This is a genomic window from Desulforhopalus sp., assembly GCA_030247675.1.
Lineage (GTDB): Bacteria > Desulfobacterota > Desulfobulbia > Desulfobulbales > Desulfocapsaceae > Desulforhopalus_A.
This window is the reverse complement of the sequence record JAOTRX010000007.1, coordinates 248,224-267,592: the sequence shown is the minus strand read 5'-3', so window position 1 is coordinate 267,592 and position 19,369 is coordinate 248,224. Positions and strand designations below refer to the sequence as shown.

Here is a 19,369-nt window from a genome sequence, read left to right as displayed (position 1 = left end):
TTACGAAACTCATTCTTGCAAACAGCAAGGGAATTTCCAAGGTACTAAAAGGCGCCTTCTTTGGGGATAAACGCCAAAATAACGATCAGTGCCAGAATATATTTGACGAGGCCGGCAATGATGCCGATGCGCAGCGGTGTCCCGCCGGCTGCCTTAATTTCGCGGACATCGATATAGGCACCCAAACCGACCAAGCCGATACCAAAGATCCATGCCATGACCTGACGCATCAGATGCAGGGTCTCAGAGCCCTCGGCACCGAGTACATGCAGGGAAGAAAGGGCGGTCATACCGACAAAACCAAGGACAAAGATCGGGAATTTCGAGGCGATAACGCTGCCAAGACTGACATGTTCAGCATCAGCCTCGCCCTTCCAGTACCAGGCGGTAATGAAAAACACCACAAAGGGGATACTGATAACCCGCACGACGTTCCAGATCTCGCCATAGGCAACGGCGGTACCCGGTGCAAAGTTGGGGTTAAAGGCCAAACAGGTGGCCAGCACCTGTCCGGAATTGAGGATACCGGTGCCGACCCAGGCACCGAATTGATAATCGGACAGCGACAGTGCCTTGCCGATATAGGGGCTGACAAACATACTGGCAATACCGAAGCCGAGGATGGTAGCGATGGCCAGGGCCAGATCGACAGGTTTCGCCCGAACACCGGGGGCGGTGGCAACTGAGGCGGAAACGCCGCACACGCCGCAGGCTGCAGCCATGACCGAGGTCACCGAACGATCGGCGCCAAGCTTTTTGCCGAGCCACATAATAAAGATAGCGGTACCAAAGACAAAGGAAACGATCAAGACGATGGCGATGCCGCCAACCTTCAGGAGTTTATCAAAGGTATATAAAGAACCAAGCATGATGACGCCGATCTTGATAAACAGCCTGGTGGTACGAAAGCCATCCTCGGCCCAGCCGGGTATTTTTCCGGCAAAGAGGATGTTCCGGTACAGCATGCCGGTAAGAATCGACAGCAGGATATAGTTGAGGCTCACTACCTTCACCAGCCAGCCTTTGGTGCCGAACACCACGACCTGATTCATCCACGGCTCAACATACATGCGCAGCACGTATAAGGTGCCGACCATGACCGCCAGGCCCGGGATGATCGCCAGAAGTTTACTGAAAATGTTTTTATCTTCCATTGAAAATACTCTCCTTGGATAAGTGCATCGTTTTTACCGGGCATTTGCCGGGACGTTTTCCTTCCATAATCCGAATCAACCTTTCCGTACCTTGTTTCCCCGATGGGATGTTTTGCCGCATCGCACCTCCTTGTCTTTTCCTATTAGTACCAAATCTGGGAAAATCCCCTGTTTCAAACTTGCCTGGGCCGTCTTAAGCAAGGGCTATGCCAGAGTCTCCGGGATGAAAAAGCTGCCACCGAAGGACAATATTACCTCATCTTTTCAATATATTATTCTTTCTTTATCAACTGCCGAATGGTTACCTGTCGGGGCGGCTCGGCCGGTAGAATTGCCAACCTGGAGAAACAGTGTTGCCAAAAGTTATCACTTATCGACGGTGGGACCTATTCCTCGGCAATACTTACGCAATGTTGTCTTCCGGCGTAAACGCCTCCCGGCGTTTGTTCAAACCAGAAATAATTCTCCTTCACGCTTGATTTTGCGTTTTTTTCATCCGATAGTTTGAGGGGAAGATGAAAATTCAAGATGTAATTCTTCGACAATTGCCCCCAACAAATCAAGCGGAGAGAAGTCATGACGATCAGAGTTTTTGCAATGGCGATCATGCTCTTGTTTGCCGGTGCGACCCTTTCGCCCGCTGAAGAAGCGCCACAAAAGGTCAAGGATCTGGCCTACAGCACATTGGCTGCCCTGGGCAATGACGCCGTCATCGTCAGCGCAGTGAAGGCAGAAAACGCTAAAGGGAAAACTCTTATCCAAATCAAAGAGCTGGACGAAAGATGGATAAAAACCCCGGGACTTGCCGATTTCATGAAGGCGGTCAGCGATTCCGAATGCGGCAGGTACCTGCGGAGCCTCCTTTCATCGCATCCTTATTATTACGAGATGTTTGTCATGGATAACCAGGGTGCCAACGTGGCCATGACCGACAAGACCTCGGACTACTGGCAGGGTGACGAGGCAAAGTTCATCAAATCCTTCAACAATGGTAGCGGCGCGGTCTTTGTGGATCAGGTGAAGTTCGACGAAAGCTCTCAGGCCTATCTGGTGCAGGTATCCGTGCCGGTGATGGACGGCGACCATGCCATCGGTGCCATCACCTTCGGTATTGATATTGATAAAGTGCCGTAGGCGGGAAAGACAGGTGCAAAAAGAGGCAATGGCCATCGGCTGGTTCAGCAGGCTCAGGTTTTACTTTCACGGCCAGAGGATGTACCGCTGTGATCATCCTCAGGCTGATCCTCAACGGTTTCGGCTGGAAAAGATTGAAACAGATATTCCAAGCCATTGATTTTAATTTCGTGAACGATGGCGAGCATCCGGCCGAGCTTGCCGGGTGGAAAACCCTTCCTGGCAAACCACACGACATAGGGCTCCGGCAGGTCGACAAGCCGCCGCCCGGCGTATTTGCCGAAGGGCATCTTCATGATCATCAGTTCGCGGAGGAGTTTATGGTCGAGCTCACTACCGATCATTCACTCCTCCTTTGTTCCAGTTGCATTCATCAAGGAACTACGGCTGCAGCGAGCCGCTATCCACCCCGGCCTCGGCAAAGGAGGCCATTTCCCGCATCATTCGACACGACAAATCGACAAGATTCATGGTGATTGCCGCCCCGGTACCCTCGCCAAGACGCAGATCAAGATCGACAACCGGCTCAAGGCCCATGAGCTGCAAGGCGATTTTCTGGCCGGCCTCGACCGACTTATGGCCGGCGACCAGATACTCGCCGACACCGGGGCAAAGGATATGGGCGAGGAGACCGGCAGCCGTGGAGATGATCCCATCAAGGACGACGCAACAGCCCTCCGAGGCGGCGGCTATGACCGCCCCGCAGATCCCGGCAAGTTCATAGCCGCCAACTGCCGCAAGAAGACCAAGGCCGTCAGCCGGGTCCAGGCGGTGTAGTGCCAGGGCCCTGTCGATGACCTCGACCTTGCGAGCCAGGCCCCGGTCGTCAACGCCGGTGCCGCGGCCGGCCACCTCCGCCGCAGGCAAACCGGAGGCGCCGCAGATGATCGCCGTGGCACTGCTGCTGTTGCCGATCCCCATCTCGCCGAAACCGGCCAGCTGGCAGGGCCCCTGAAGATTTTTGGCAAGAAAGGCCCGGGCGCCGTTTTCAATGGCCTGAATTGCCTGGTCGCGGCTCATCGCCGGCTGCACCGCGAAGTTGTTGGTGCCGTAGGCCACCTTTTGTTTGATGAGCAGGGGATGGTCGGCAAAATCGCCATTCACTCCCATGTCGACCACGGCCAGGTCAATGCCGTAATGCCTGGAAAATACATTAATCGCCGCCCCGCCGCCCAGGAAATTCTCGACCATCTGCACGGTCACCTTGGCGGGGAAGGCCGAGACCCCTTCCTCAACCACCCCGTGATCGCCGGCAAAGACAAACATCCGCCGGCAATCAACCCTCGGTTCCAGGGTGTTCTGCATGGCGCATAGCCGTACCGCCAGCTGCTCAATACGCCCGAGGGCGCCGAGCGGTTTGGTCTTCAAATCGACCTTTTTCTGCGCCTGATGGCGAATGGTTATCGATGGTTGTTTGACGCGGGCGATGAGACCGTCAAGAAACGGCGATACAGTTGTCCTACCCATTGATTGCCGCACCTTCTCTCCGGCTGCGCTTGGAGTCACCGCCTGCGCACCCGGCAAGGAAAAATCGACGACATATTTCAGGGCCGTACCGGCAAGAATCCCGGGCAGAACCGATTCCACCTCAGACGGGTGAATCACTCCTTCGATGAGACCTATGAGGGTATTGCTCTGCCGGGCACAAAAACCCACGGCATGGACCATATCGGCCCTTTTCGGCCCGTAGCTGCCAAACACCTCAAGCTCCTTGTAATGGATGAGGTTGAGGAGATTGGTGCCGATTTCCTGGTTTTTATCAAGGCCGCTGAAGTACACCAGCCGCCCGCCCTTACGTAGCTTGGTGATACAAAGGCTGAAGGCGATCGGGCTGGCGCAGCAGTTGATGGCCAGGTCGTAGTCGGCGGCGGTGGTGTCTTTGACAAGGTCGATCCGGTTCTGTTCAGCCAAGGCTTTGAGCCGGGCGATTTTCTCGGCGCTCCTTTCGATGACCGTCACTGGGCAGCCCATTTCCCGGACGATCAGGGCGGCAATCATGCCCACCACGCCGCCGCCGTAGATAATCACCCGCTCGCCTGCAGCCGGCTGCCGCCCCGATAGCCCGTTGAACACGCAGGCCACCGGCTCGGCAAAGGTAAGAATGCGCGGATCGGCGTTCTCCTCCGCCGCGATCAGGCTTTCCCTGGGCACAACCACAGTCCGGGCAAAGCCGCCATCGCTATGAAAGCCGATGATGCGCATCTCCTCGCAGAGGTTTTCCCGGCCGGAGGTACAATACCGGCAAGTGCCGCAGCTCTGACCGGGCCAGACGGCGTACAGGCGGCCGGTGTCCGGGTCGACTCCGGCAATCTCATGGCCGAGAACCCTCGGCAATGCCAGGTCGCGGTGGCCCTGCCGCCACATTTTGGCGTCGGTGCGGCAGATAGCGCAACAGGCGACCTTGAGCAGGATTTGCCCCTCCCCAACCGCCGGGCTCGCTACACTCTCCCGATATTGCATTGTGCCACATTCGGTTAAAACCAGTTGCATGGTGCCTTACTCCTCATAGGGTTCTTCAGTAATCTGCAATTTGATAAGCTGCGCGGCTTCGCCAGCCGCCACCGCCTCCCGGCACCGATCCTTCGCCTCTGCCGCCTGGGCCAAAGGAAAGACACTGGCCTTATTAAGCCGGCAACGTTGAAAGCCATCAGCGGTAAAGCGCAGATATTCACTGCCCGATTTAATAATCAGCAGTTCGGTCATTGCCCCGCCCTCGCCAGTTGCGCAAGCCGGGCAAAACCTGCGGCCGGGTCGGTGTTCTGCACCTCCACCCAATTCCTCAAGGTTGCCAGGGCCTGGCCGGAAAGAAGGATTTCCCGCGATTTGTCGACACCTTCCCTGATCGTCTCCACCACGCCGCTTACCAGAAACACCAGGGCACTGTTAAGGATCACCGCGTCGAGCCGGGCGGCATCGCCCCTGCCCGCCAGCAGCCTGTACATGGCAATCGCTGCTTGACGTCGATCCTTGTCGGGCCTTAAGGCGTCGGGGAGATGGCTTGCCAATCCACAATCCTCGGGGAGAAAGGAAAAATCCTTGAGGGTTCCATTTTGCAAACGGACACCCTGGGTCGTGCCGCAGACCGAGGCCTCGTCCATGCCCTTGCTGCTACCGGCAACGCCCCCGTAAACCACCAGGGCATCTGTATAGCCAATGGCCTGCATGACCTCGGCCACCGGCTGGAGGAGGGCCGGGGAATATACTCCGCGTACGGCAATCCTCGGCAGGGCCGGATGGGCGAGCGAGGCGGCGATATTGAGGGGGGAGCCAAAACAGATCTGCGACAGAATGCGCCCCAGGGCCATCGGGTGGGTGGCCGGGCTCATACCGTTGAAGAGGCCGATCCCAGCTATTTTGATGCTTTTAGCGACAAGCTCGACCGGGCATTCGACATCGACCCCCAATTCCTCGACCATATCCACCGTGCCGCAGCTGGAGGTGATGGCCCGGGCGCCATGCCGGGCGATGGTTACGCCACCGGCGGCGGCAACCAGGGAGGCGGCGGTGCTGATATTGAAGGTCTTGAAACTGTCCATGCCGGTTCCGCAGTTATCGACGATCTGCTCACCGATGGAGACCTTGTTGGTATCCAGCTCATAAACCGCCCGCCAGCCGCCGGCAACCTCGGCAGCGGTCTCACCCTTGGCGGTCAATGCCGCGAGGAAGGCGCCCTGCTGCATGTCCGACACCTGATTATTGAGAACCAGGCAGAAGGCGGCGTAGGCCTCTTCCTGACTGAGATTTTCCTTAGCGATAAGCCGGGTGATGACCTGGCCGATGGCCCTGTTGTTTTCCATATCCATTTCTTTCTCCCAAAGTGGTGACCAGTCCAAGCCAAGGCCGCACGCGGAGCGAGACTTTTGGCCGGATGACAATGCTGTGGCGGATACGGAGAAACCTTCGAGAACGGCAAAAGACGAGTCTCCGTATCCGCAAAAAACACCGCAACCGCCTTGCATAACCAAGACGCTATAACGGGCGAATACAGAGAACTCCAGTGGTTGGCTCTGGGTGGCGGACCTTTGGTCCACCGGGGCAGGCAGGCTTTCTGACTTGCGAATTACCCTGCAACACGGCCGCCTTCCCGGGATGTCCCAGTGACGAATCCTTGAATATCCCGTTTAGGGGACAAGGATTTTTGGGGAATCATTCTCCAAAGCCGCCGCAGCCTTCGCTAACAGCAAGGACTGGCTTGTGACGGATTCACACCGTCTTTCCTCTTTCCATCAACTTCATGCACCTGCTGGACGTCTTATACCTGCCCTACGGCAAGAAATCAAGAAGGGAGGTCCTGCGCCTGATCAGACGCCTGGCAGTGAATGGATACATACCGTAGAACTGCACGGCCTAAATTTGCTTATGAATTGGCCCCATGCTTGTCTAAGAGCCAATGTAATGCGGTGGTCTTATCGTAAAAGATCGAAAATTTATAACCCCGATTAATACAGACGGTTTCCAAGAAACGAAAATGTTCCCGATGATCAGGGTTGATAATTTCGGCTATTTTAATTCCCAATATCACACCAATTAATTTAAAAAGCTTTGGGCGATCGTAAATTTCAACTACTTTTCCCGATACCTTTTCTATATTTCGATGATCGATCAAGACCTTTGTGTATCTATTGGCCCTCATTGTCTTGGCAATAGCCTGCGCCATCTCGAGCGAACTTTCTTGATCTGCTATGCCTTTTGTTACAACTTCGATATAGGCGTTCTCTCGACACATGGTGATTTGCCATTGCATAATTGACTCTTTTGGTATCCGCGGAAAAGTGTAATAACAGGTAAAATCACCAGAATGGCAGTTGTCTTTTTCTCTTAGAACTCAACAAAACCTCCCTCTTGTTCCACATAGTTCTCTGGTATTATTTACAAACATCTACCCATTCTTTGCAGTTTGAGTATTTCTCAAGTTCTTCCAAGGTCAGGCGAATCGAGGAATTCCGGTCACCCGCCGCTGGGATGATCTCCTGGTGCTTTTTCAACGAGACATCCAGGTACACGTCAACAGGACCCTTCAAGCCAAAAGGACATACGCCGCCGATTGCGTGTCCGGTATATTCCAGGGCCTCCTGGGCACCCAGCATTTTAGCCTTCTTGGCAAAATGACTTTTATATTTTTGGTTGTCGATTTTCGCCTTTCCCGCAACGACAATTAAAATGGGCCTGTTGTCCAGTTTAAACGAGAGTGTTTTGCCGATCTGGTCTTGATCGACGCCATGTGCCAGGGCAGCCTCCTCAACCGTTGCGGTGGAGGTGTCTAAGACCATGATCCGATGGCCCATTTGGTATTCTGAGAAGTATTCTTTGACTGCTTCCAATGACATATTTTAACCTTGCGATCTAATTTAACGGTGATAATGCCGGTATTTATCTGTCTTCTGCTTCGATCAAGAGTTTAGTTATAGGTCTTGTTTTCGAGAACAAATCTATCAGTAGTAAGTATTTTAAATGGTTTACAGTTATTTCTTTCCGGTCTGCTCATAAATGTTTCACATTTAAAACCGGTACGTGGGCAGGTAGTTTCGATATAATTCTGTAGTTCTTGTGATGTCTTGAAAATTTTTGACCTTTTATCAGCATCGCTGTTTGGTCGCGTCTTGTTGCTTTTCAACTCCCTAACCAGAGCACGAAACTCCTCCGCATTCTTCGGGTTATTCGAGATATTCGGGGTATCTTTGTGCTCCAAAGCCGCAAGATCAGAAAGCAGTCGTGCTCCTTCAGCACAATTTTTCATATTGCTTTGAGTAATATTTGAGGTTGCCTCTGCTGAAAGACAGGTGCCGGTCAACAGTGGGAAAAACAAGGCCGAAAAAACCAAAAGAGAAGAAAGAGATATGAGGTGCATAGAAGTACCGGGACATGTCATTTAATTGTTGATCTGCAAGGTGTTTATGGACATGCTGACACGCATTTTCATTGTGTTTGTTCTCGATATTGCGTGTTTCTAATCAAATCAGCCACCTACCGATAATCGGCAAAAAACGCGTCAAGCTCTTTTATCCATCCGTCCTTGACAGCATCGTCGACAAAACTGGCCTCAAAACTGTTGCGGGCCAGTTGGTAGGCCTCCTTTCCGCCAAGCTCTGGTAGCCCGGTAAAGGTTTCCGTGAAATTCTGGTTGAGGTATCCCCCGAAATAGGCCGGATCGTCGGAGTTGATAGTAGCGACGATGCCGGCTGTGAGCAATTTGCCGATATTGTGATCGGAAAGGCTCGGAAAGACGCAGAGTTTGACATTGGATAGCGGGCATACCGTCAGCGGAATTTGCTGCTGGGCAAGCCTGGTGACAAGCCGGGCATCATCCAGGCAACGCACGCCATGGTCGATTCTTTGCACCTTAAGCAGATCAAGGGAGTTGCTTATGTACTCGGCCGGGCCTTCCTCGCCGGCATGGGCCACCAGCCGCAATCCCAGCTCCCGGCAGCGGGCGAACACCCCGGCAAACTTCTCCGGTGGATTGCCCCGCTCACTGCTGTCAAGACCGACCCCGATGAACTTGTCGCGAAACGGCAGCGCCTCTTCCAGCGCCGCAAAAGCCTCCTCCTCGCTTAGATGGCGAAGGAAACAGAGAATCAGCGAGGCACTTAGATCAAGCTGTTCATGAGCCTGGCGGATTGCCTTGTCCAGGCCATTGATCACCGTAACGAAGGGAATTCCCCTGGCCGTATGGGTCTGCGGATCAAAAAATATCTCAGTATGGCGAACATTCTCAGTCTTTGCCCGCTTCAGGTACTCCCAGGCCATGTCGTAGAAATCTTCCTCTTTCTGCAGCACACTGGCCCCGGCATAGTAAATGTCCAGAAAGCTCTGCAGATCGGTAAAGGCATAGGCGGCACGCAACGCTTCTATGGTTGGATATGCCAGTTGCATACGGTTACGTTGGGCCAGCTTAAAGATCAGTTCCGGCTCAAGGGAGCCTTCGATATGTATATGCAGCTCTGCTTTCGGCATCCGGCAGAGGATGTCGTTCAGGTCTTCGCGTCGAATATTGTCAAGATTCATAGTGCCATTGCTCCTGGATTTTCTTGAATCGATATAGGGTTTTCCCGGATTAAACCGTGAATGTATAAGTGTCGCTATTGCTGCGAGGTTGATAACCAAAAAACACCAATTCTTTTAGGGTCTTTTACCGGCGGATGTATCCGATATCATATCGGATGATTTTCATAACCTTTGAATAGTATTACTAGATTCAAGACCCATATGTCAAACCTGGTGCCCCTGCTTCCCTTCGATTTCATCGAAGGGAAAACAATAGAGCAGCAGTTCTCCATCAATGGCAATTCTCCATGACATGAGAAACACCCCGGGTCCTATCCACTGGTTGACAGAACTTTCTCTACCTCTCGGTAAAGAGATGTCCCCCCTTGCTCATCCTAACATTATTGTTAGTGTGAATATCCTTACAATTGTGGGTCTCAACAAAAAGCTTTAAAGGCTAATCGCCCTGCGAAAGAAAGCATCAATTGCACGCCACCATAACGCTTTAGCAAAATAACACTTGACAGGCACATGAAGAATTGGGATAGGCTTGGAGAATACAACAAATAAAGCTGACCTGCTCCCTGAGCATAGTGATGCCGTCCCTAAATTAACTTGTTAGGGCCATACAAAAACTACCCGAGGATACAAAATGGAGATATTAAAGCTTGTTGCCTCTTTTTTGACGCCTTTGATAATTCTTATTCTGGGGATTGTCATTAATAGAAGATTAGAGACCACTAAGGCCCTACTATTGAGAGAAAAGGAATGGCAGAATTGGTGGGCTGAAAAATTTCTTGCTGCTTGTCATGGCTACAACGAAAGCGTTACTGATATTGTTACTGGCTTGCTTCAACTTAAGCAAATTGAAGATGAAAAAAATCTGGATGGGAAGATGAGTCAAAAGAAAATTTGAATAATCTTCAGCACAGTATGAGGAAGTTGCAGTATTTAGATTGGGAATATCAAATTTATATTCAATTTACACACAAGCACGGGCCTACTGTTTTAGAAAAGGGTAAAGAACTTTATACATTGATAGGAAATCTTATCTCTCAAAAATATGGAAATTTGGAAAATATAAGAAAAGTTCAGTTTGAATTTAACAAGGCTGTGAGACTGGCGCACGGAGAAATACTTAATATAACCCCTAACAAGTCGTTTCAAGCCGGGCAAAAAGGGTCAGAGTGAAATTAAATTTTGGCTTCAGTACAGGGCTCAATCCAATACTAGCAGTACTGGGGCCGGTACCGATGGAAGGTCTAACTTATTGGTATTCTATAATTAAGACACACCCAACAACTCCAACACAAGAATTATGAGGAAAACCATTTGTCTGAAAACATTATTAATTGCCTGCCGCTAGAGCACGGAAAATAGCTAGACCAATTAATCCTATTGGTGCTTTGCGAGTTTGGCGACAACTCAAGGAGTTGCGTTCTTAGCCTGATCTTGCCTGAACCATACTGAATTATGAACATATACCAACACAGCGCATCAACCTGGGGGTGAAACTTTGGACATTGAAGTGAAGGTAGTGATTGCTGACGAACATTGGGCAAAGATTAAAGATCACATTCCATCGAACGTCGATGACAAGAAAAGAGAAGTCTGGTTTTTCGAGACACCGACATTATCACTGAAACAACAGGAAATAGTCCTACGTGTCCGCGTAGACCGAAAAAAGAAGGCTGATTCGACCGCCAAATGGCGTCGTTGGGTTCCACCGTTCGTTACCGTGCGTAATGCGTGGGAGCAACTACCAGGATTCAAGGCGGAGATTGATGCCAGCCTGACCGAGAGTGTGCCGGCGTGGTCGGTCACCGAAAAGGATCTTGACGAGAAACTCTTTCGAGCAGTAGTGGCAAAAGAAAAATCGGTTCAGAAGATTTTTAACAAGCACCAGCAGTTATTGGTTGAATCGGCATGGCCCCTATTACCATGGGACACGATCAGCGTTTTGGGCCCCATTGCCTCTATAAAATGGGAGATACCTGAAGGTGTGGTGATCGAACGCTGGACAGTCGGCAAGGAAAGCATCATCGAGATATCAATGCGCGGAAAATACCAGGATGTCGAGCTTGAAAGGATTCGCGAGTGGCTGCGTGTGGCTGGCATGGAAGCTGAGACCCTGGAAGGTGGTAAAACTGTTTGGGCACTGGCCCGCCTGATCCGGGCCTAACTATAGCGTCGCGAACATACTTCACTGAAGAAAGCTCCAACACGAGCCTCTGGTTCCTGAAAACTCAGATTTTTGTAGAAACATCTTGCAAGTCCATTGTTTTGAGAAATCTTGAAACACTGTTCCATTTGTTCGATCGAACAAATGGCATTAAAAAGGCAGGAGGTGCAAAACACATAGTTTCCAAGAACTTCCAACTGCAACGCAAGCCTGTAGAAATCAATTAAGAACGGAAATATAGGTATTTATACTAATTGAATGATTGTGAGGTTCATGGTACACAGACATTGTTCATCCTATCTCGGAGGGGGAATGGAATGGGCACCTACACCTTCAAAGCTGTCAATAGCTTCACTTCTGCAACCCACATCTCACGCGATGTGAGTGGCCGGCACTCGCTCGACTCCATCTTGACAAGATTTTTTATTTTTTCATACGCTTTTCATAAGAGGGTAGATTTTCTTGCCTTGTTTAAACTTTCACGCCTTTTATCATACACTCAACCTAAATCACCTATATTGGCCATTCTTCGCTCACTGGAATAGTCAATGAGAGTATGATAAATTAGCTCAAATCAAGCATGATAGTTTTAGAAGAGATATTTAGATACTAGAAAATATCTTCAAATTGAAAGCGTTGAATACAATGGTTGAGACCATTATCTCTCGGAAATAATAATATTATGAAACCTAGTTTTAAGGTTTCTAAAATTTAATTCTGGAGGCGATCTGATGAAATGGTTAACTTTGATACTCGCGATTATAACTTTAATATCTACGAGTGGTTGTGGTGGAAAACAGCCAATCGTATTTAGAGACACTGACACATCATCTTGTAAGAAAGAATATACCGAATTATCATATGACAAGATTGGAGATAGTTATCAAGAGAACCAAGAAATATGGTCTGAGATTAACGAACGGTACCGGGGTGTTAAAAATAGGAAACTTTTGGTATTTATGGATGGTACAGGCAACGATAAGACAGATTCAAGCAATATTCGTGTGCTCTATAGGTTAGCACTTGCTCAATCCTGTACAGGAAAACCCATAATTCCCTATTATGATAAGGGAGTTGGAGCTAAGTTTTTTGACAGCGTATTAGGAGGTGCAACAGGAGAAGGGGCAAGTCTCAATATAAGACAAGCATATCGATTTTTGGTAAATACATATGACCCTGGCGATGAGATATACATATTTGGTTTTAGTAGAGGTGCTTTTACTGCCAGGTCTCTAAATGGATTCATAGAATTTGCTGGAATACTGAACAAAAACTCAATCAAGGAGGTTTGGACGGATAATTTGCCAGACTGGTTTGGAGTTTCTACTGTTCATTATGTAATAAAAGACATATTTGACGAATACCGTGTAAAAAATGATGGGACCGACAATTTTGATGACAAAGTAAGAATACGGATAGAAAAATATAAAAAGGAAAATTTTCCGGATTTAGTGTTTGAACGTGCCGTTGTTAAAGCAATAGGAGTTTTCGATACTGTACCAGCGTTAGGATTAGGGACAAATGATGAACCAGATAATCATCGTCTTGACTTATATGCAAGCAATGGATTTCATGCACTCTCATTAGATGAACAGCGAGATAAGTTTCGATTACTACGATTTGACGACGTGAAGTTGAAACCAGGCCAGAAATTGCGTGAAGTTTGGTTCCCTGGTGTACATGGTAATATCGGTGGCGGATACTCGAAAACTATTGGATGCGATACGATCTCCAATAATTCAGAAAACTACTATAATGGATTAGAAGCAATACCACTCAACTGGATGATAGAGCAATTGCGCGAAGAAAACCTCTTCCGTATTGATGGACAATTTCCAGAGTGTGTTGATGGAATTTTACACGACGAATATTTTGAATCATCTTTGCTCTATAAAAACATGGGAACTTTTAGAAGAAAGCCGTCGAGATGTGACGTAGTGCACGAAAGTGTTGTGTTACGAATAGGACTCGACAAATTATTTAAAGCAAACAAGAACAGAGAAATTGGCTGCAAGTATTCTCCAAGCAACTTACAACACCCTGTTCAACAATATTACCAGGTTGAACCTGCCCACCAAAAAATCGCTGGGGAGAAAGCTAAAGTACTTGAACCTATAAAAAAATAGCTTCCCAAAGTCTTACGACTACACGTTTATTACCATTACTCTTAGAATTATTGGACTTGATATGTATAGACTACTGATATGTTATTGTTTATTGGCAATTATAGTCACATTGTCTTCGTGCTCTCTCAGACCCTCCATTGTAAATAGACTTGGAAAACGATTAAATACTGGGGAGCCTGAAACTTTTAGTGTTTGTTCAGATAGAATATGGAACTATTCGGGAGTAATAATTGGATGTGGAAAAGAAAATGAAAGCAGCTTGTATTGTGAGCAAGAATTCCAATTTTCAGTAGAAAAAGCTGCATATTGGTGGGATGCTAGCATAATCAGTAGTGCCGCTGGTTATACTAAGGTCAATCTATTACCTTTCATTCCATTTCGTCGGAAGATTAATTCCCCTTGGTTTGCACTGATCTGTACTATTGATTTCCAAGAAGATTTCCAGGTATTCGAAGATCCGACATGTTTCGACAATCCACCTAGAGTTTCTAATAATGCCTCCCTAGATGTAGATAAAGCAAATAAATGCAGTCAATCCCAATTATTTTACAATAAGACCGGCACATTATACTGTTACGCGAATGATGTTCAAATGATGTATGGGAATAATTCCGGCTGTCTCGATATCACAATTATGAGAACCAGGTAAAAGCACATTTTGCAGATCATAAATGATTTACGCATTAAAGAATATCTGGATCAAGCCTGACATCCGTTCGAGACGGAGAGTGATTATAGCCAGCCCGAAACTGTGCCAGAGTGGTTGGTCACGAAGATGAAATTGATGAAAAGATCTTTCGAGGAGTTATGACAAAAAGTTCGCCGGACTCGAAGGTTTCCTGCAAAAATCAGCTCTTAATGGTTTAACCGGCGTTACCTCTGCTTCCGCAAACTCAGAGTTTGGACATTCACCCACCTGTATGGCGCCTATCCTACAGGAGCGACGGGGAATAGTTCCCAAACAAAATTCTAACATGCGTCTCTACATCATGAATGCTCAGGTTTTTGAAGAAATATTTTGGAAATACGTTGTTTAATGATTTTTGTAACACAGTTCGATTAGCTCTATCAAACAGGAGTCATTGCACAGGCGAGATGCGCAAAACACATATAATTTTCAAGAACTTCCACCAGCATCAGAAGCTCATAAAACACATATTAATAACGGAAATATAAGCATTTATACCAATTGACAGATTGTGAGCTTCATGGTACGCAGACATTGTTCATCCTATCTCGGGGGGGGGAATGGAATGGGCACTCACACCTTCAACGCTGTCAATAGCCTCACCTCTGCTGCCCGCATCTCAGGCGATGTGCGTGGACCGCACTCGCTCGAATCCATCTTTATACGTTTTTTCAAGTGGTCATACGCCTTTAACGAGAGGGTTGATTTTTCTGTCTCTTTAAAAGGTTCTCGTCTTTTATCATCCATCTTTCTCAACATCTCTTTCTTAAGCCTAGGCCGTAGCTCGTTCGTTGGAGGAGGCAACGTGAGTATTAAGAAGTAACGCAATACCGGCCAGTTGATTTTCGCGGTGATATCAATCAACCGGAATCATATCTAAATTACGGGAGGGAATAAATGAAGGCTATTTACAGAATATTGGCTGGCATCTTTGCGGTGATTTTTGTAGCTGGTTGCGCTTCAACGAATCCTGTCGTTCGGTCACCCGGAGCAAACACTCTTCCTGCGTGGATGTGCGATGGATCTCAAGTTACTTTCGAAGACACCGAACATCTTTTTAAAGATTATGAAGGGCTAATCGATGAACATGTCGCCAAGGCTGAGCTTACAGTGCCCAGCCAAGAGGATGGGTATGACGGCGAAGCCGAGTGGGCCATTATGTTCCCGGAACCTCTGATTAACTATGAAGGGAAACAACTAGATGATATTGTGGTAATAATTTATGGAATGATCGAAGGCAAAGACTTGCAGGTTCTTAGTGATCCATGTGAGAAGAACTGGAGTGCATCGAGTGTTGGGAATAATGTCGTAACCAGCCGAGGAGTTTCCATAACATTAGGGAAAATAAAGGACTTGGGCAATAATGCTCTTATGCTAACACTGAGTGTTTTACGAAAAAATTGTCAATGTGAGGAAGTTATTCATTCAACCAGTATTCGTGACCTTGATTACGTAGAGGATAATATCGGAAATCTAAGTTCGGAGAAGGAACGTCATAATTTTGGACTTCGCGGCAAATTACTCACACAAATTATAGACAATGTTTCGAAACAACTTAAGAAATCAAGCAATCCTTCTGCATCAAAGGTAAAGCTGCTCAATCTCGCAGTGGCGGGAGATAATTCTGCTGCGGTCAAAGATTTGGATAATGTATGCAGGGGGACATTTTGGACTAAGATTGGCTATGTAATCGATGCCATAAGATGCTTCGATCTTCTTCCACTTAAACATGCCGGCCGTTCACATGTCGCCAAGCAAGCGAGCAAGAGTTGGCGAGCGGCCCATGCGGGCGATGTGATGATTCTGCGTTTACTTGAAAAATCAAAAAACGATCCCGATCAATACAATACCATTGGAACAGCCAGGCTGAAACTGATATCGAGCTAACAACCTGGAATAACAAGACAGTCTGGTCATATCCGGCAATAGTCTGCACCAAGAAAACCGGTGATTTTCACTTTGGCACATAATCATAAACAGGGAGGAGCTATCAATGGGCAACGATATACAAACAATGACACCAAAAATTGCCGGCGAACTTGCCATTTATGCAATGATGTCCGCCAATGCATATGCAAAAAAGCCCGGCCGGCTACGCTTTGATTTGAAGAAACTCGGCTGGGAACATGTTGATTTGGATGGAGAACCAACTGATCAGCCAACCAAAACCCATAGCTTCTCAGGCCTGGCATACAATATCTACGAGAAGACCGGAACCAATAAAGTGGTCTTTGCCTTTCGGGGCACCGACGATAAAAACGATTACCTCTGGGCAAATTTTTCAGTCCCGCCGTTTAATTTCCAATACCGCCAGGCTAGAAAAGCTGTGGGAAGATATTTACTAGAAAACAATCATAAAAATGTTATTGCCACCGGCCATTCCCTGGGAGGTGGCTTGGCCTTAAGTGTCTCTGTTCACCATGGAATAAAGGCCTATACCTTTGATCCCTCGCCGCGCATATTTGACGGTATTGGCGATATGCACGAACCAGCCGAACGAATCATTGTCTATCAAAAAGGAGAAATTCTCGAAACAGCTAGAAAGCTTTGGAGAAAAGACAATGAAGTCGTTGAAGAAAGGAATGTTTTCCAATGTAACTATCCCGATATCTTCAAGGATGCAAGTGAGCACAGAGGGGATTTATTAGCTAAAGGTATTCTCTTGGAAGGCAGCTCAGTGAACCCCGATCTGTATCCAGACTTGGCTTATATTGTCAAATAGCATTCCATAACTACCCGGAACCAGAAGCTTTAGGCGATGCTCACCGGTAGTGACAGGTCTTCCTTTGCGTTCCACCACAAGAATTCAACTATTTTGGGACGCAGACCTCAGACCACGCCGTGGCAGGGATGCTTAGCCGTTTCATATCGAGAATGAGGTGCAAAATAACAAAATTTTAAGAACGGAGGAGGTTTCTGATGAAACAAACGCAAAAGTGGTACGACGTTTTTTGCAATTGTTCAGGCCGCCCCAGAAGGCATCCTGGAGATTGTTGCCTGAGGATTACCAACACCCCTGTGTATCGTCCGGATCTTGCTGTATACAGTCAAACCGAAGAGGTAGCCCTTGGCCGCGAGCCGACATGGAACAGCCCGGACATCACCACCAATGACTGGGGACCATTTAGGCTGATGGAGTCAATCGGGGTGCGGATTACCAATCGTTCAGCGAAAGCCAACGCCGGCAACGCATTGATCAACCTCTACATTGGAACATTTGGAATTGGAATGCCGGTTCGTCTTTATGCTTCTCAAAAGACAACCGTTTGGGCCGGCAATGCGGTTGATCTCCTCTTTCCATTGGATGAAACCCTGCGAAGCGCTGATTCCCCGCAACGGCTCAGCGTTATGGTAAAGACCGAACACCCCTACGACACCGAACCCATCAACAACACGGGCTTTCAGTGTATTGATGGCCGCCAGACCAGCCTTGCCGGGCGGCATTTTTCTGTGGACATCCCCATCCGCAATCCACACCCCAGCGCCACAAGACGCATAGACCTGCAGGTCAAACCCGGCCCATTAACTGCAACTATCAGCTGGGACCACTATGTATTTGGTCCCCTGGAAGAAAAGATTGTCCGGTTGGATGTCACTGTCCCTGACGAAATCCATGAATCAGATGACACACCCGGCAAACTGCCCGTCACGGTGATCGCTACCTACAACGGTGGCAGCCTCCTGGGGGGTGCAACCATAATTGCGAGGATTGACTCATGAGACAGCTTGCCTTTAAACGTCGGGGGTTAAACGCACGGTTGGTTGCTTGGTTCGACAAGCTCGGGCCGTGTGGCAATGTCGGCTTGATGATCGGCATAATGGCTGGAGGCCTCCTTACCCTCCTGTCTGTCAGGTCACCTCATTTGACACCGACACCACCCGAGGTCTTCTGGATCTTTGTGATCCTTGCCCTGTTCTGCTGGATGATGATGGTCGGTATCGCCACGATTTTTCTACGGTTGCAATTTCAATCAGTTGTCCTGGGAATGCTGATGCGCTCCCTGGTCATCTGCCTTTTCACCGTACTCATCGCCCATCTGTCAGGTGCATACCATCTTGGCATCATTATTGGCGTCTTGGTCGGGTTGTTCTTCGGATACGTGCTTTGTACGATACTCGAAAGAGTAAGGGGGTGAAAATATGGTCTGTATAGATAGAGTTCCGAGATGCAGTGGCGCAATAGAAGAAGGCGGTCTTAGTACATATGGAGCAGTATCAGTCGCATTTGTCGAAGCTGTATTGGTTGGCCTTGCAGTCGGTATAATTTTGAGCGGTATCGCCGGCATTGGTTTCGTCGGAGCATTTTTAAGCCTGGTAGCGGCTGGCCTGACGGTATTTATTTACATTGCCATCCTGCTTAACGACGAAGCTCGAGTGAAATGCAGCCCAATGCCGGGAACATCGAGTTGTGCCGCGGGAGTGATAATTAACATTCATCGGAGTTTTTCCGAGAGAGGCGATGGCATCTTCCCTTTTCTTGCCTGGCATAGCTGCGTTTTTCTCCTAGTGACTTCGTACTTCTGGGACCGTTTGGAAGAAGGAGCCGAAAACGGCGTTCTGTGTACCGGCGATGCCGGCGAGCGAAACTCTGAGGTCATCCAGTGCTATTACTACGATCCGCGTGTTTGTTCGGCGCACAATGGTGGGTTTATCGGACTCGGCTTCGGCACTATAGCCGGAGTTGCCGCAGGTGTGGCAATCGCCGCCGCCATCGGATGTGCGACAATAATTCTGTGCCTGCTTGCCATTCTCCTTGCCATAATCGTTGCAATTGTTTGTGCCGTTCTCGGCGCCATTATCGGTGGCCATATCGGTAAGGCAGCAAAAGAGGACGAGCTGGAAGAGGAACATGTGGATGCAGCAACCCTGAACCCTGGCCAGTTGCTTACCGTCTGGGGCAATCTGGCCAACGTAGGCTGGAATATCTTTTGGTTCGTGGAACAGACAGCAATACATGATAATGCAATCACTGAAGTAAACGACCCCTACAGCTATTGTGAAATCGATGAAGAACCGCCGCTCCTGGTCGGTATAGATGGATGTTCTGAGATTTACTAAGAGAAAGAGAGAAATACTGTCGCGTGATTCGCCTGGAGAATTT

19 protein-coding genes and 1 riboswitch are annotated in these 19,369 nt (G+C 48.5%); of the genes, 10 read left to right on the top strand and 9 right to left on the bottom strand.

What is annotated here, in order from left to right; translation table 11 throughout:
• Positions 1-44: 44 nt before the first annotated feature.
• Positions 45-1,154, bottom strand: coding sequence for a YeiH family protein (locus OEL83_15990; protein MDK9708544.1), 1,110 nt, complete (start codon positions 1,152-1,154; stop codon positions 45-47).
• 576 nt (positions 1,155-1,730) lie between these two features.
• Here OEL83_15990 and OEL83_15985 point away from each other — a divergent pair.
• Positions 1,731-2,288, top strand: coding sequence for a PDC sensor domain-containing protein (locus tag OEL83_15985; protein MDK9708543.1), 558 nt, complete (start codon positions 1,731-1,733; stop codon positions 2,286-2,288).
• 53 nt (positions 2,289-2,341) lie between these two features.
• On the opposite strand, the gene OEL83_15980 is transcribed toward OEL83_15985, so the two are convergent.
• The 8 genes from OEL83_15980 to OEL83_15945 form a co-directional block, all read right to left on the bottom strand.
• Positions 2,342-2,632: a DUF3820 family protein gene (locus tag OEL83_15980; GenBank protein MDK9708542.1), complete on the bottom strand. Its 291-nt coding sequence runs from the start codon at positions 2,630-2,632 to the stop codon at positions 2,342-2,344.
• A gap of 37 nt (positions 2,633-2,669) precedes the next feature.
• Positions 2,670-4,778 carry a nicotinate-nucleotide--dimethylbenzimidazole phosphoribosyltransferase gene (gene cobT, locus OEL83_15975; protein ID MDK9708541.1) on the bottom strand — a complete coding sequence of 703 codons (2,109 nt, stop codon included), beginning with the start codon at positions 4,776-4,778 and terminating at the stop codon, positions 2,670-2,672.
• Positions 4,779-4,784: 6 nt separating this feature from the next.
• On the bottom strand, positions 4,785-4,991 hold the full coding sequence (locus OEL83_15970) for a hypothetical protein (GenBank protein ID MDK9708540.1): 207 nt from the start codon (positions 4,989-4,991) through the stop codon (positions 4,785-4,787).
• The gene (gene trpD, locus OEL83_15965; GenBank protein MDK9708539.1) at positions 4,988-6,091 is read right to left on the bottom strand and encodes an anthranilate phosphoribosyltransferase; all 1,104 of its coding nucleotides are present in this window, start codon (positions 6,089-6,091) and stop codon (positions 4,988-4,990) included. Before trpD ends, OEL83_15970 begins: the two co-directional genes overlap by 4 nt.
• Before the next feature lie 217 nt (positions 6,092-6,308).
• A riboswitch (cobalamin riboswitch) is annotated at positions 6,309-6,547 on the bottom strand.
• 98 nt (positions 6,548-6,645) lie between these two features.
• On the bottom strand, positions 6,646-7,032 hold the full coding sequence (locus OEL83_15960) for a hypothetical protein (protein MDK9708538.1): 387 nt from the start codon (positions 7,030-7,032) through the stop codon (positions 6,646-6,648).
• Positions 7,033-7,153: 121 nt separating this feature from the next.
• The gene (locus OEL83_15955; protein MDK9708537.1) at positions 7,154-7,615 is read right to left on the bottom strand and encodes a YbaK/EbsC family protein; all 462 of its coding nucleotides are present in this window, start codon (positions 7,613-7,615) and stop codon (positions 7,154-7,156) included.
• Between the two features lie 71 nt (positions 7,616-7,686).
• Positions 7,687-8,157 (bottom strand): hypothetical protein, encoded by a 471-nt coding sequence (locus OEL83_15950; GenBank protein MDK9708536.1) that lies wholly within the window; start codon positions 8,155-8,157, stop codon positions 7,687-7,689.
• Positions 8,158-8,252: 95 nt separating this feature from the next.
• Positions 8,253-9,293 (bottom strand): adenosine deaminase, encoded by a 1,041-nt coding sequence (locus tag OEL83_15945; protein ID MDK9708535.1) that lies wholly within the window; start codon positions 9,291-9,293, stop codon positions 8,253-8,255.
• A 631-nt stretch (positions 9,294-9,924) separates the two neighbouring features.
• Between OEL83_15945 and OEL83_15940 the strand changes: the two genes are divergently transcribed.
• The 9 genes from OEL83_15940 (at position 9,925) to OEL83_15900 (ending at position 19,326) form a co-directional block, all read left to right on the top strand.
• A complete protein-coding gene (locus OEL83_15940; protein MDK9708534.1) occupies positions 9,925-10,188 on the top strand; it encodes a hypothetical protein in 264 nt (87 codons plus the stop codon).
• 26 nt (positions 10,189-10,214) lie between these two features.
• On the top strand, positions 10,215-10,463 hold the full coding sequence (locus OEL83_15935) for a hypothetical protein (protein MDK9708533.1): 249 nt from the start codon (positions 10,215-10,217) through the stop codon (positions 10,461-10,463).
• 325 nt (positions 10,464-10,788) lie between these two features.
• Positions 10,789-11,454: a hypothetical protein gene (locus tag OEL83_15930; GenBank protein MDK9708532.1), complete on the top strand. Its 666-nt coding sequence runs from the start codon at positions 10,789-10,791 to the stop codon at positions 11,452-11,454.
• 731 nt (positions 11,455-12,185) lie between these two features.
• Positions 12,186-13,580 (top strand): DUF2235 domain-containing protein, encoded by a 1,395-nt coding sequence (locus OEL83_15925; protein MDK9708531.1) that lies wholly within the window; start codon positions 12,186-12,188, stop codon positions 13,578-13,580.
• Between the two features lie 1,585 nt (positions 13,581-15,165).
• On the top strand, positions 15,166-16,155 hold the full coding sequence (locus tag OEL83_15920; protein ID MDK9708530.1) for a hypothetical protein: 990 nt from the start codon (positions 15,166-15,168) through the stop codon (positions 16,153-16,155).
• A gap of 106 nt (positions 16,156-16,261) precedes the next feature.
• Positions 16,262-16,990: a hypothetical protein gene (locus OEL83_15915; GenBank protein ID MDK9708529.1), complete on the top strand. Its 729-nt coding sequence runs from the start codon at positions 16,262-16,264 to the stop codon at positions 16,988-16,990.
• A 197-nt stretch (positions 16,991-17,187) separates the two neighbouring features.
• The gene (locus OEL83_15910) at positions 17,188-17,988 is read left to right on the top strand and encodes a hypothetical protein (protein ID MDK9708528.1); all 801 of its coding nucleotides are present in this window, start codon (positions 17,188-17,190) and stop codon (positions 17,986-17,988) included.
• The gene (locus OEL83_15905) at positions 17,985-18,404 is read left to right on the top strand and encodes a hypothetical protein (GenBank protein MDK9708527.1); all 420 of its coding nucleotides are present in this window, start codon (positions 17,985-17,987) and stop codon (positions 18,402-18,404) included. The genes OEL83_15910 and OEL83_15905 overlap by 4 nt, the downstream gene beginning before the upstream one ends.
• A 130-nt stretch (positions 18,405-18,534) precedes the next feature.
• Complete coding sequence (locus OEL83_15900; GenBank protein ID MDK9708526.1) at positions 18,535-19,326, top strand: hypothetical protein; 792 nt, start codon at positions 18,535-18,537, stop codon at positions 19,324-19,326.
• Positions 19,327-19,369 lie beyond the last annotated feature (43 nt).

What these genes read in the sequence shown, in the direction of transcription:
- OEL83_15990 (MDK9708544.1), bottom strand. Translation starts at nt 1,154, where the DNA reads ATGGAAGATAAAAACATTTTCAGTAAACTTCTGGCGATCATCCCGGGC.
- OEL83_15985 (MDK9708543.1), top strand. Translation starts at nt 1,731, where the DNA reads ATGACGATCAGAGTTTTTGCAATGGCGATCATGCTCTTGTTTGCCGGT.
- OEL83_15980 (MDK9708542.1), bottom strand. Translation starts at nt 2,632, where the DNA reads ATGATCGGTAGTGAGCTCGACCATAAACTCCTCCGCGAACTGATGATC.
- cobT (MDK9708541.1), bottom strand. Translation starts at nt 4,778, where the DNA reads ATGCAACTGGTTTTAACCGAATGTGGCACAATGCAATATCGGGAGAGT.
- OEL83_15970 (MDK9708540.1), bottom strand. Translation starts at nt 4,991, where the DNA reads ATGACCGAACTGCTGATTATTAAATCGGGCAGTGAATATCTGCGCTTT.
- trpD (MDK9708539.1), bottom strand. Translation starts at nt 6,091, where the DNA reads ATGGATATGGAAAACAACAGGGCCATCGGCCAGGTCATCACCCGGCTT.
- OEL83_15960 (MDK9708538.1), bottom strand. Translation starts at nt 7,032, where the DNA reads ATGCAATGGCAAATCACCATGTGTCGAGAGAACGCCTATATCGAAGTT.
- OEL83_15955 (MDK9708537.1), bottom strand. Translation starts at nt 7,615, where the DNA reads ATGTCATTGGAAGCAGTCAAAGAATACTTCTCAGAATACCAAATGGGC.
- OEL83_15950 (MDK9708536.1), bottom strand. Translation starts at nt 8,157, where the DNA reads ATGACATGTCCCGGTACTTCTATGCACCTCATATCTCTTTCTTCTCTT.
- OEL83_15945 (MDK9708535.1), bottom strand. Translation starts at nt 9,293, where the DNA reads ATGAATCTTGACAATATTCGACGCGAAGACCTGAACGACATCCTCTGC.
- OEL83_15940 (MDK9708534.1), top strand. Translation starts at nt 9,925, where the DNA reads ATGGAGATATTAAAGCTTGTTGCCTCTTTTTTGACGCCTTTGATAATT.
- OEL83_15925 (MDK9708531.1), top strand. Translation starts at nt 12,186, where the DNA reads ATGAAATGGTTAACTTTGATACTCGCGATTATAACTTTAATATCTACG.
- OEL83_15920 (MDK9708530.1), top strand. Translation starts at nt 15,166, where the DNA reads ATGAAGGCTATTTACAGAATATTGGCTGGCATCTTTGCGGTGATTTTT.
- OEL83_15915 (MDK9708529.1), top strand. Translation starts at nt 16,262, where the DNA reads ATGGGCAACGATATACAAACAATGACACCAAAAATTGCCGGCGAACTT.
- OEL83_15910 (MDK9708528.1), top strand. Translation starts at nt 17,188, where the DNA reads ATGAAACAAACGCAAAAGTGGTACGACGTTTTTTGCAATTGTTCAGGC.
- OEL83_15905 (MDK9708527.1), top strand. Translation starts at nt 17,985, where the DNA reads ATGAGACAGCTTGCCTTTAAACGTCGGGGGTTAAACGCACGGTTGGTT.